Source organism: Streptomyces sp. NPDC031497 (assembly GCF_055580905.1).
In genome coordinates this window covers 568,116-581,342 of record NZ_JBVIKO010000001.1, presented here as the reverse complement: position 1 = coordinate 581,342, position 13,227 = coordinate 568,116, and the positions used below count along the sequence as shown (strand labels likewise).

Sequence of the window (13,227 nt, the reverse complement as noted above, 5' to 3'; positions counted from 1 at the left end):
GTCAGGGGCTGGTGGTGAAGGTGTCGAAGTCGGCCTCGCCGGTGGTGCCGGAGGCGTGCGAGGTCTGGGTCAGGCCGACGTCCTGGGTGGCCGCGGCGGTCGGGACGGTGACGGTGCCGACCAGGTTCCAGGTGGCGTCGTCGGTGGAGTAGTAGCCGCTGTAGGTGGTGCCGTTGCGGACCAGCTTCAGCCACGAGGGGTAGGCGGCGGTGCCGGTGGAGTCCTGGGAGTCCAGCTTCCCGTCGCCGTCGCTGTCCCAGTCGAGCAGGTAGCCGTTGCCGGGCGTCGCGACCAGGGCCAGGTAGCCGGGGGAGGTGTTGGGCTGGGTGATGTCGTTGCGGACCATGATCCCGGCCTTCGCCCAGACGTCCGTGTTCGACTGGGAGTCGAGCTTCACGGTGGTCACCGAACCGTCGTGCTCGGCTCCCGGCAGATAGACCGTGCCGTACTCGTTGGTGCCGTTGTAGAGGTCCGCTCCCTGGGCCCGGATGCCGAGCTGGGTGCCGGACTGGCTGAAGCTCGCCGTGGTGGACGCGAACGTCTTGTACGGGGCCGTCACTTGGTGGTTGACGGTGATCGTGTCACCGGCGGTGAGCCGGGTCCTCCCGTCCGACCGGAAGCGGTAGCTCGCGCTCCCCTGGAAGTCGCTGGAGGCGAAGAGCTTCGCCGAGGGCGGGATGGAGACGGAGTAGGTGGCCTTCAGCGTGTGGCCGCCACGGACCGTCCGGGCCCGGGTCACGTCACGCGTGGTGATCTTCGTGCCGGACGGCCCGGTGAGGGTCAGGGCGGCGTCGGTGATCGACCGCGAACCGTTGTCGGACAGGACAGCGGTCACCGTGCGCGTCGTGCTGTCGCTCGACGCGGGGGCCCAGTCGAGCCCGAAGGAGACGTCCGGAGCCGCGCCGGTCACCGTGCGGTGGGTGCCGTGGACCCGGTACAGGACCACGCCGTGCGGCGGCACATCGGCGGCGATCCGGCCCGCGGACTCGGTCAGCCGCTTGCTCCACAGATCCCGCAGGGAGTAGTCGCGCGCCTTGGCCAGACCCAGCGCGGACGCGGTCGTGGCGACCTCCCGGGGCGCCGACCCGGTGTTGAACAGACCGACCACGGCATCGCCGTCGGGCTCGGTCTTGGCGAACACCTGGGAGTTCGCGTCCGTGGAGATCCGCTTGGCGTCGATGCCGTCCTGGTCGACCGCGAGGACATCGGTGTTCTTCAGCAGCGCGAGGTCGGCGGGGTCGAGACGGGTGAGGTCGGTGCCGAGGATGAGCGGGGAGGCGGCCAGCGACCACAGGCTCATCTGCGTCCTGCGCTCGTCGGGCGTCAGGCCGTTGTCGGCGCCGTTCCCGATCTCCAGGGAGTCGTAGTCGTTGTACCCGCCGGGACCGCCGTACGGTGCCCACGCGGCGACCTGGTCGAACCGGGAGGCGACGGAGGCCCAGGTGGTCAGGGGGTAACTGCTGCCGTCCGGACCGCAGTAGCACTCGACGTCGCCGCCGGTGCGCCAGCCGTTGGAGAGTTTCTTCCAGGTGGCGGCGTTGTTGATGTCGAGGTTGTTGGACAGCTCCAGATGGATGGGCCGACCCGTCTTCCGCAGCGCGTCCGACCAGGCCTGCACGTCCTGTTGGTCGGGTGTGCCCACACCGTCGATCTTGAGGTAGTCGATGCCCCAGCCGGCGAACTGCCCGGCCCACGAGTCTATGAAGGTCTGCGCGCCGGGCTTGGTGTAGTCGATGCCCACCATGCCGCCGCAGTTGTAGTTGTTCTCCGTCGTCGTGGTGGCGATGTCCCGTGCGTGGTACGGGGTTCCCTGGATCTCGGTGTTCTTGGAGACCGCCTGCTGGGAGATGCCGGGAGTGACGTACAGGCCGAACTTCAGCCCCAGGGAGTGGACGTAGTCGGCCACGACCTGGATGCCGTTCTCACCGCCCCGGGGCGGGAACTTCGTGGGGTCGGTGACCCAGCGGCCGTACTGGTCGACGTCCGGCCCCTGACTGCCCGGGCACTGGTACCAGAAGTCGTCGATGTTGGCGTAGACGAAACCATTCTTCGCCAGCCCGCTGGTCTTGAGCGCCTTCGCCTGCGCCTCGATGGTCCCCGCGGTCGGATTGCGGCGGACGAAGCTCCAGCTGCTCCACCCCAGCAGGGGCTTGAGTCCGACACCGTTGTCATCGGCCTGCGCGGGCTGGCCGCCGGTCACGGTGACTCCGGTGGCGAGCAGCAGCGCTCCGGTGAACGCGGCCAGCACACCGCGGATCTGTCTTCTCATGAGTTCTTCCTCCATCGCAGCGCCCTGACAGCGCGACGGTCGGTATCGGAAGGTCGAGATTCGGCCGGGGCGGCAGCCCTGGTTCGCGTGATGAAACGGTCGCTCTCACACCGCCTTGGCACGCGGACGTCCGCACGACCACCCGCCTGTCTCAGAAAACGTCAAGAACCAACCTTATGGACGCGACAAGTGAACATGACCAAACGCCAGTCACCACATAGCGCGCTTGGCCAAAACTGGGTCAAGTCTGTGGGCCCACTGTGGCGCGCCGCGGAGCAAACCCCTCTGTTCGCGCTCCTGTTCAGCGAAACCCGTCTGCTCGCGCTCCTGTTCAGTGAAAGGGGAGGTGCCGCCGGGCGTTTACACCGGCCCCCGTCCGCGCTAGCTTCACAGAGGAGTGGGGTGGGAGCGCTCCCATTCCGTTCCGGCGGACCGGAACCCGTCGGTGCCGGGCTCGCTCCCACCCCGCTGTGCTCATCACCGTGACCCGCGCGCGACCGTTCACCCCACACAGAGGCTGATCTGTCATGGATATGACAAACTCCGGGGTGCGTCTGCCCCGATTACCCCTCCCCACCCGAGGCCGGGCGCTCTTCCTCACCCTCCTCGCCCTGCTCTCCACGGTCCCCGCTCTCGCCCTGATCCTGGCCGCCGGTGCCCCGGCGCAGGCGCACGGCACCCCCATGAAGCCCGCCAGCCGTACCTTCCTGTGCTGGCAGGACGCGCTCACCGACACCGGTGAGATCAAGCCCGTCAACCCGGCGTGCAAGGCGGCCCAGCAGGTCAGCGGGACCACGCCGTTCTACAACTGGTTCTCCGTGCTGCGCTCGGACGGCGCCGGCCGCACCCGCGGCTTCGTGCCCGACGGCGAGCTGTGCAGCGGCGGCAACCCCAACTTCACCGGCTTCGACCTGCCCCGCGACGACTGGCCGGTCACCCACCTCACCTCCGGCGCGACCGTCGACTTCTCGTACAACGCCTGGGCCGCGCACCCGGGTTGGTTCTACGTCTACGTCACCAAGGACAGCTACACCCCCACCCGACCGCTCACCTGGGACGACATGGAGGACACGCCGTTCCTGACCGTCGACCACCCGCCGCTCAACGGCACCCCGGGCACCGTCGAGGCCAACTACTCGTGGACCGGGCGGCTTCCGGCGAACAAGACCGGACGGCACATCATCTACATGGTGTGGCAGCGCTCGGACAGCACGGAGACCTTCTACTCCTGCTCGGACGTCGTCTTCGACGGCGGCAACGGCGAGGTCACCGGCATCCACGACCCGGGCAACCCCACCGAACCCCCGCCCGGCACCTGCACCGCCACCCGGACCACGACCAACAGCTGGCCCGGCGGCTACCAGTCCCAGGTCACTGTCACCAACAGCGGTGACGTCCCGATGCTCGGCTGGATGGTCGACTGGACGCTCCCCGGCGCCCAGTCGGTGGCCAGCCTCTGGAACGGCAACGCCACCTACAGCGGACAGGACGTGATGGTCCACAACGCCGACTGGAACGGTTCGCTCAGTCCCGGGCAGAGCACGACCTTCGGCTACGTCGTCCAGGGCGACGGCGGGGACAGCGCGACCGCCCTGCCCTGTCAGGTCGGTTGACGCGGCTGATCCGCTCTGGGCGGACCCGGTGTCGGTGCACACCGGGTCCGCGAGCCGGGCAGGGAGGGGGGTGGGGTGCCTGCCCGGGGGGAAGTGGCTCGAACTGCCTCGTGAGCGTTGTGCTGTTCGGCTTGTGTGACGCTGTGGAGCACGACAACGTTGTCTGATGGTCCTGTACATGACTCTACCGCCTCAACCGACAACGATGTCAACCCGCTTCGGGTAGCCCGGCCGGGTGAACCGGAGCCGTGCCTGTCGGGGCACACGCGGTCTTCCGTGCTACGGGTGGCGCAGGATACTGTCCCTGCGGCTTGTGCGACCTGTGGTGCGCGACCCGTCCGGAGGAGGAGGGGCCGCGTCATGCGTTTCCGTCCCATGTCCCTGCTGCTGGCCGCGGTGCTCGCGACCGGCGGTGCCACCCCCGCCCTCGCGGCGACCGCGAGCGGGCCACCCGAACTGGTCAAGGACCCCACCGCATACGTGGATCCGCTGATCGGCACCAAGAACGGCGGCGACACCTTCCCGGGTGCCGTCGTGCCATTCGGCATGCTCTCCTGGAGCCCGGAGAACACCAGAGGCGACGCGACCAGAACGGCCGCGCCCGGCGGCTACCAGTACGACGCCACCCGCATCCGCGGCTTCAGTCTCACCCACATGTCCGGCACCGGCTGCGCGGGCGGCAGCGGAGACATCCCGTTCTTCCCGTACGCCGGTGAGGTCACCTCGTCCCCGGCGAGCGACACCAAGGACGCCGTCTACGCCTCGGACTTCGGTCACGCCGACGAGACCGCCGAGCCCGGCCACTACAAGGTCGGCCTCGCCTCCGGCGTCACCGCCGACCTCACCGCGACGGCCCGCACCGGCTCCGGCCGCTTCACCTACCCGGCCGACAAGCCCGCCTCGCTGCTGATCCGCACCGCCAACTCCGAGGTGGGCTCCACGGATTCGTCGGTCACCATCGACCCGGCGACCCGCACGGTCTCCGGCTCTGTCACCTCCGGCGACTTCTGCGGCTACCTCGACCCCGAGGGCCAACGCGCCTACTACACCCTGTACTTCACCGCCACCTTCGACCGCGCCTTCAAGACCACCGGCACCTGGCAGGACGACAGGCTGACCCCGGGGTCGACGAGTACGACCGGCGGCACGGGCGGGTTCACCAACGGCGGCCGTCCCGTCGCGGGCAAGGGCGCGGGCGGCTACGTCGAGTTCGAGCCCGGCACCGGCCCGGTCGGCGTCAAGGTCGGTATCTCGTACGTCAGCCAGGCCGGCGCCCGGGCCAACCTCGCCGCGGAGAACCCGCCGAAGCGCTCCTTCGACGCCGTCGAGGACGCGGCGCACCGGGCCTGGCGCGACCAGCTCGGCGCGATCAGGGTCGGCGGCGGCACCGACGCCGAGCGGACCACCTTCTACACCGCGCTCTACCACTCCCTCCTGCACCCGAACGTCATCAGCGACGCCGACCGCCGATACACGGGCAGCGACGGCAAGGTGCACAAGGTCGGGCGGGGCCACGAGGCGCAGTACGGCACCTTCTCCGGCTGGGACATCTACCGCTCCCAGGTCCAACTGCTCACTCTCCTCAACCCCCGCACCGGCTCGGACATCGCGCAGTCCCTCTACGAACTCGCCCAGCAGAACGGCGGGATCTGGGACCGCTGGCTGCACGGCGCGAGCGGCACCCACGTCATGAACGGCGACCCCTCGCCCACCGCCCTGGCCGGCATCCGAGCCTTCGGCGGCACCGACTTCGACCTGAACGGCGCCCTCGACTCCCTCGTCCAGGCGGCGACCGTACCGACCGCGCAGGACCTGTCCTCCTCGGGCAAGCCGGTGCTCTCGGCGGGCCAGCGCCCGTCCCTGGACAAGTACTTGAAGCTGCACTACATGCCGTCCGTCTCCAACGCCTGGGGCGGCGCCGCCGAGACGCTGGAGATGTCCACGGCGGACTTCGCGCTCTCCCAACTCGCCACGGCAGCAGGGAAGAAGAGCACGGCGAACGACTTCGCCAAGCGCGCCCAGTGGTGGCAGAACAACTTCAACATCGCCGCCGACCCCACCGGCGGTTACATCGCCAACCGCAAGGCGGACGGGAGCTGGGTCACCGGCTTCACCCCGGGCACCGGCAACGGCTTCGTCGAGGGCACGGCCGCCCAGTACACCTGGATGGTCCAGCACAACCCGGCGGGCCTCTTCGCGGCGATGGGCGGCACGGACAAGGCACTGGCCCGCCTGGACTCCTTCTTCCACGAGGCGGACGGGAGTTGGGCCTTCACGGGCAGCGGCGGCGACAAGTCGGAGCTCGACAACGAGCCGTCCGTCAACGTCCCCTACCTGTACGACTACGCGGGCGCGCCCTACAAGACGCAGGAGACGGTCAGGGCGGCCATGCAACAGCTCTGGACGACCGATCCCGCCGGCATCCCCGGCAACGACGACCTCGGCGAGATGTCGTCCTGGTACGTCTTCTCCGCGCTCGGCATGTACCCCCAGGTCCCCTCCCGCGCCGAACTCACCCTCGCCTCACCCCTGTTCGAGCGCATCGAGATCAAGCGCCCGCACGGCAACGACATCTCCATCCGCGCGAAGGGCGCGGCGACCGACGCCCCGTACATCCAGTCCCTGAAGGTCAACGGCCGCACCAGCGACCGCCCTTGGCTCTCCTCCTCGATCGTCAGGAACGGCGGCACCCTCGACTACACCCTCGCCACCACCCCGAACAGAACCTGGGGCAGTGACCCCGCCGACGCCCCGCCGTCCTTCCGCGCCGGCGAACAGCCGTACCAGATCGGCGTCGGCCCGACCACGGCGACCCTCGCCCCCGGCGCCACCACCAAGGTCGACATCCGGGCCCTGTCGCTGAGCGGCGGCACCGGACCCGAGGTCCGCTACAGCGTCGAGACCCCCACCGGAGTCACGGCGACCCCCGCCCAGGGCACGGTCGTCGACGGCTCGCAGGACATCACCCTCACGGCCGCCGACGACGTCACACAGGGCTTCTACGACGTGAACGTCACCGTCACCTCGGGCGACACGTCGTACGAGCAGCCGGTGTCCCTCACGGTCGCCGCGCCCGGCACCCTTCTCGCCGCCTACGACAACACCGGCGTCTCGGACGACGTCGGTGACCACGACGAGGGCGACTTCGACGGCGGCGGCTGGAGCTACTCCCGCCAGGCCCTCGCGGCGGCCGGCCTCACCGCGGGCGCCCAGGGCACGGTCGACGGTCTGGCCTACACCTGGCCGAACGCCCCCGCGGGCCGCCCCGACAACGCGACGGCAGCGGCCCAGACCATCGAACTCGCCACTCCCGCGACCAAGTTGTCCTTCCTCGGCAGCGCAACCAACGGCAACCAGTCCGCCCGGGCGACCGTCACCTACACCGACGGCAGCACCGGCACCGCCGACCTCTCCTTCACAGACTGGACCGTCGGCGGCGGAGGCGGCACCGTCCAGTACGGCAACGAGACCGTGGCGAGGACCCCGTACCGCAATGTCGCGGGCGCCGACAAGGACCCCGTGGCGACCTACGTCTTCGCGACCAAGCCGTTCGAGGCGCCGGCGGGCAAGAGCATCAAGAGCGTCCGGCTCCCCGAGAACACCGACCTGCACGTGTTCACCCTCGCCACCGGCTGACACGGAGGAACGAAAGAGGAACGAGAGGAGGGGGCGGACCCGAACGGGCCCGCCCCCTCCTCTCGTTCCTCCGTGCCGTGTCTCAGGCCAGCAACTCCACCTCCGCCAGCGTCGACGCGCCGTCCAGGACGAGGCGGTAGTGCGCGTACGTCCCGGGCGTGCGGACCGTGAACGCCCGGGTCTGCAGGTTCCAGGCGAAGGACTCACCCGAACGCCGGTCCACGGTGCGCCAGGTGGTGCCGTCCGCCGAGGCCTGCAGGGTCCAGCCCGTCGGGGCCCTGGTGTGGTCCGCCGGTGAGGTGAGCGTGTACTGGATCCCCTTGACCGACCGGGACACCGGCAGGTCCACCGACGTCACCGCCTGCTCCGTCGCCGACGTGTTGTCGAACAGGGAGCCGTCGCCCTTCAGGACGTCCGCGCGCGGAGCCGGCACCCTGTCGTCCGTGGCGATCGAGACCGGGCCCGCGTTCTTGCCCGTGCCCCACGTCGACGGCTTCGGGCCCATCGTGAAGTCGATGACCCCGCCCTTGGAGATGAGCGAGTGGGGGAGCGAGGTCGACGTCCAGATCCGGCCGTCGACCCGCACGCCCTGCACGTAGACGTTGGTCGCGCTGTTGCGGGGCGCCCGGATCACCAGGTCCCGGCCGTTCTCCAGGTGGACCGTCGCCTTCTTGAACAGGGGGGAGCCGATCGAGTAGTCGCCGCTGCCCATCACCAGCGGGTAGAAGCCGAGGGCCGAGAACAGGTACCAGGCCGACTGCTCGCCGTTGTCCTCGTCGCCGTGGTAGCCCTGGCCGATCTCGCTGCCCAGGTAGAGCCGGGAGACCGCCTCGCGGACGTACGCCTGCGTCTTCCAGGGCTCACCGGCCGCGTCGTACATGTAGATGACGTGGTGGGCGACCTGGTTGGAGTGGCCGTACATGCCCATCCGGACGTCCCGGGCCTCGGTCATCTCGTGGATGACCCCGCCGTAGGAGCCGACGAAGTCGGTGGAGGCCGTCTCGGGTGTCGCGAAGTACTCGTCCAGCTTGTCGGCGAGTCCGGACCGGCCGCCGTACAGGTTGGCCAGGCCCCGGCTGTCCTGCGGGGCCGTGAAGGCGTAACCCCAGCCGTTGGTCTCGGTGTAGTCGTAGCCCCACACCCGCGGGTCGTACGCCGACGAGTCCACCCGCCACCTGCCCTGGGCGTCCTTGCCCTGGAAGAAGCCGGCCTTGGAGTCGAAGAGGTTCACGTAGTCCTGGGCGCGGTTGAGGAAGTAGTCCGACTCCTCCTTGTAGCGCTTCTCACCGGTCTTCTTGTACAGCGCCTTGCCCATCTCGGCGATGCCGTAGTCGTTGACGTACCCCTCCATCGCCCAGGACAGGCCCTCGCGGGTGTCGTCGCTGGTGTAGCCGAGGAAGGGAGAGGCCGACATGCCCTTGCGGCCGACGCCGGAGGAGGGCGGGACGACCGTCGCGTTCTTCACGGCCGCGTCGTAGGCCGCCTTCGCGTCGAAGTTCACGCCCTTGACGTACGCGTCGGCGAACGCCACGTCCGAGGAGGTGCCGGTCATCAGGTCGGCGTAGCCGGGGGAGGACCAGCGCGAGGTCCAGCCGCCGTCCTTGTACTGCTGCACGAACCCGTCCACCATCTGGCCCGCCTGACTCGGCGTCAGCAGCGAGTACGCGGGCCAGGTCGTGCGGTAGGTGTCCCAGAAGCCGTTGTTGACGTACACCTTGCCGTCCACGATCTTCGCGCCGGTGTGCGTCGGGGTGTCCTGGCTGGTCATCGGCGAGAACGGGGAGGCGTACTGGTCCTTCGAACCGACCCTCTCGAAGCCGGAGTTGGGGTACAGGTACAGCCGGTACATGCTGGAGTAGAGGGTGGTCAGCTGGTCCGCGGTGGCACCCTCCACCTCGACCTTGCCGAGCAGCTTGTCCCAGGCCTTCCGGGCGTGTGACTTGACCGTGTCGAAGGTGGCGCCGTCCGGGATCTCCTGGCGCAGGTTGTCCTGGGCCTGGTCGACGCTGATCAGGGAGGTGGCCAGGCGCAGGGTGACGGTGTGGTCGGAGCCGGCGTCGAAGCGCAGGTAGCCCTTGACCCCGCTGGAGTCGCCGCCGGTCACCGGCTTGTCGAAGACGCCGTAGACGAACAGGCGGGTGGCGCCGGTCGACAGGCCGGACTTGACGTCGGAGTAGCCGGTGACGATCCCGTGCTCCTTGTCGAGGGTCAGGCCCGCCTGCTCGGTGACGTTGTCGAAGATCACGCTCGCGTCGTCGCCCGGGTAGGTGAAGCGCAGCGCGGCCGCGTGGTCGGTCGGCGCTATCTCGGCCTTGAGGCCGTTCTCGAACCGCACCCCGTAGTAGTACGGCCGCGCGGTCTCGTTCTCGTGCCGGAAGGCCAGCTCCCGTGCCTCCCGGCCGGTGTCCGGGGTGCCGGCGGCGACGGACGGCATCATCTGGAAGGTCTGCCGGTCGCCCATCCAGGGGCTGGGCTCATGGCTGGCGCTGAACGCCTGGATCGTCGGCAGGTTGTCGTCGTTGTTCGCCCGTGCGTATTCGTACAGCCAGCTCTCCGAGGACGCGTTGGTCACCGGCGTCCAGAAGTTGAAGCCGTGCGGCAGGGCCGTCGCCGGGAAGTTGTTGCCGCGCGAGAAGCTGCCGCTGGAGTTGGTGCCGCGGGTGGTCAGCGCGTAGTCGGACAGATGCGCCTTGGGCTTCTCGGGAGCGACGCGCCCGATGTTCACGTCGTCGATCCAGCCCCGGAACTTGGCCGGGCCGGCGGGGGAGTCGTAGCCCACCAGGATCCGGTCGACGGTCTTGCCGGACGCGACCGAACCGATCACCGACGAGACGTCGTTCCACTGGTTGACGTACAGCCCCTTCGACGCGCCCTGTCCGCGCGGGGACAGCGCGAACCCGTGCTGGTCCACCGCCCCGAGGCCGCTCAGATAGGTGCCGTCGGTGAAAGCCAGGTCCACGGAGACGTTGGTGGCGTCGTAATCGAGGTCGCCGTCGGCCATCGAGGGGAAGATCCGGTAGGACAACTGCGTGTCCCGCCGGACCTTCACGTTCACGTCGAAGACCTTGTTGTACGAGTACGCCCGCCCGCTCGCCGTGTGCCGGCCCGCGTAGCGCAGCGCATGGGTCCCGGTGAAGCCGGCCCGTGCCTTCGCGGTCGGCGAGCCGCTCGGGCCCTTGTCGACCAGCGAGAGCATGTCCTGGGGCACCGGCCCGCCGCTGCCGCCCGTGGAGAACTGGACGTCGGCGACCTGCAGGATGTCCGGCGCGCCGTTGTTCTTCGTGACGTCGAGCCGGAAGTGCCGGTACTCGGCGGGTGCCGAGAGGTCGTACGACCTGGTCTGGAACCGCTCGGCGAAGGATTCGCCGGTGCGGGTGTCGACGGTCTTCCAGTCCTTGCCGTCCGCCGAACCCTGGAGGGTCCAGTCCGCGGGGTCGCGCTCGGCGTAGTCGTTCGCCGAGGTGACGGCGTACGTCACCAGCTTGATGGGCTTGTCGAAGTCGAACTCCGCCCAGCCGGTGGGCTGGAAGGTGAGCCACTTGGTTCCCGGCTCCCCGTCGACGAGGTTCTCCTTGACCTCGCCCGCGCCGGTGTTCTCGCCGCTGGCCCGCATGTCGGTCACATGGTCGGTGACATTGCCGGGGATGCCGGTGCTGTAGCCGCCGTCGACTCCGGAGGCGCGCGGGGCGCCGGCGGGGTCCGTGTCGACCGTGTCGGTCCAGTCCGGTGACGGATCGCCAGACTCGAACGAGGATGCGAACTGCGTCGCGGCGGCCGGTGCCTTGGCCGGCAGGGCGACCGCGGCCCCCTGGGAGCCCAGGGTCATGACTACGGCGGCCGCGATCACGACCGCCGTACCAGATCTGTGTCCTGTTCTTCGCTGCGTTCTCCGCTGCATCACAACGGGTACCCTCCCTGCCACATGAGACAACGTTGTCAGATGCGTGGCGCAGGAACCAGTAGGTGGTCAAGTGGTCCGTGATGTCAAGGGTGTTGGCTGCGGCATTCAGGGGTCTATGTCGGCTCTTTTTCCGGTAAGGCGTACCCAGGTCGCTCAGATTTCCGACAGGTCTCAACTAGGAAAAGACCCATGGCCAACCTTGCATTCGATCTTGCCCCGCTGGCGTGAAGTGGACTATACCTGTCGGCGTTTCCTGAGTGACTTCCTGCACGGCCCAGCACTACCCGACCGCGGTGCCGGGGAGGATCCGGTTCACCGCCTGAGTCCTGGAGAGGGCGAGGACTTGAGCATGGGATCCACATCCGCAGCCAGTCATGGTTCCGAAGGCGTCGGCCGCCGCGATCTGATCAAACGGTCAGCCGCGCTGGGCCTGATTTCGGTCCCCACCGTCGGTTTTCTCTCCGCCTGTGCCAGCAGTGGCGGAGGCGGCCAGTCCAAGGACAAGGCCGGCAAGAAGACGGCCAAGAACCCGCTCGGCGTCAACGACACCGCCCAGATGGAGTTCGTCCTCTTCGACGGCGGTTTCGGCAAGGAGTACGCCGAGGACGCGGTGAAGATCTACCAGAAGGACTTTCCGAAGGCCAAGGTCAAGTTCGCCGCCACCCAGAAGATCCAGTCCACCCTGCAGCCCCGCTTCAACCAGGGCACCCCGCCGGACCTCATCGACAACTCCGGCGCCGAGCAGATGGACATGGGCGTGCTGGTCGGCAAGAAGCAGCTGGCCGACCTCACCCCGCTCCTCGACGCGCCGTCGTACGACGACCCGAACAAGAAGGTCCGCGACACGCTGCGCCCCGGCATCGTCGAGATGGGCCAGTTCGACGGCGACCCGGTCTGGATCATGTACTACGCCTACACGGTCTACGGCGTCTGGTATTCGCAGAAGGCCCTGGACTCGCTCGACGCGGAGTACCCGCAGACCTGGGACCAGATGATCGCAGTCTGCGAGAAGGCCAAGAAGAAGGGCATGGCCGGCTGGACGTACGCGGGCAAGTACCCGTACTACCTCCCCTTCTCGCTGTACCCGATGATCGGCAAGGTCGGCGGCGTCGAGGTCCTGGACGCGATCGACAACCTGGAGCCCAACGCCTGGAAGCACCCGGCCGTCAAGGCGTGTTTCGAGGCCTACTACGAGCTCTACAAGAAGGGCTACATCCTCCGGGGCACCCCCGGCCTGGACCACATCCAGTCGCAGACCGCCTGGGCCCAGGGCAAGGCGCTGTTCATCCCGAACGGCTCCTGGGTGGAGAACGAGTCGGCGAACGTCATCCCCTCCGACTTCAACCTCGCCGTCTCCGCGCCCACCGGCATCGACAAGAACGACAAGATGCCGTTCGGCACCATCTGGGCCTCCGGCGGCGAGCCGTTCATCGTCCCGGCCAAGGCCGCGAACGGCGAGGGCGGCATGGAGCAGCTGCGCATCATGCTCAGCGAGGCGTCCTCCAAGAACTTCACCTCGAAGGTGAAGTCGCTGACCGCGTACAACGGCGGCACCGACGGCATCACCCTCACCCCGGGCCTCACCTCCGGTGTCGCGGCCCTGAAGCTGGCCGGGTCGAACGTGGTGAACCCGCGGCTCCAGGACTGGTATGTACAGCTCCAGAAGGAGAAGATCGGCGTGTCCGGTCTCGGCGAGATGATGGCGGGCCGGCTGACCCCGGCGGAGGCCATCAAGAAAATCCAGGGTTTTGCCGACGAGGCCGCCAAGGACGACTCGATCAAGCACTACAAGCACCAGTGACCAGAAA

The 13,227-nt window shown here is 68.6% G+C and carries 5 protein-coding genes; 3 read left to right on the top strand and 2 right to left on the bottom strand.

Going from position 1 to position 13,227, the window contains the following annotated elements:
• Window position 1: 1 nt before the first annotated feature.
• Window positions 2-2,269, bottom strand: a complete 2,268-nt coding sequence (locus ACZ5K7_RS02530; RefSeq protein ID WP_468909543.1) for an NEW3 domain-containing protein — start codon at window positions 2,267-2,269, stop codon at window positions 2-4.
• A gap of 527 nt (window positions 2,270-2,796) precedes the next feature.
• Between ACZ5K7_RS02530 and ACZ5K7_RS02525 the strand changes: the two genes are divergently transcribed.
• The gene (locus tag ACZ5K7_RS02525; protein ID WP_468909540.1) at window positions 2,797-3,882 is read left to right on the top strand and encodes a lytic polysaccharide monooxygenase auxiliary activity family 9 protein; all 1,086 of its coding nucleotides are present in this window, start codon (window positions 2,797-2,799) and stop codon (window positions 3,880-3,882) included.
• A gap of 360 nt (window positions 3,883-4,242) precedes the next feature.
• A complete protein-coding gene (locus tag ACZ5K7_RS02520) occupies window positions 4,243-7,518 on the top strand; it encodes a GH92 family glycosyl hydrolase (RefSeq protein WP_468909537.1) in 3,276 nt (1,091 codons plus the stop codon).
• 82 nt (window positions 7,519-7,600) lie between these two features.
• Here ACZ5K7_RS02520 and ACZ5K7_RS02515 read toward each other — a convergent pair whose 3' ends face one another.
• Window positions 7,601-11,344: a GH92 family glycosyl hydrolase gene (locus ACZ5K7_RS02515; protein ID WP_468909534.1), complete on the bottom strand. Its 3,744-nt coding sequence runs from the start codon at window positions 11,342-11,344 to the stop codon at window positions 7,601-7,603.
• Window positions 11,345-11,768: 424 nt separating this feature from the next.
• On the opposite strand from ACZ5K7_RS02515, the gene ngcE reads away from it, so the two are divergent.
• Window positions 11,769-13,220 (top strand): N-acetylglucosamine/diacetylchitobiose ABC transporter substrate-binding protein, encoded by a 1,452-nt coding sequence (gene ngcE / locus ACZ5K7_RS02510; RefSeq protein ID WP_351710429.1) that lies wholly within the window; start codon window positions 11,769-11,771, stop codon window positions 13,218-13,220.
• Window positions 13,221-13,227 lie beyond the last annotated feature (7 nt).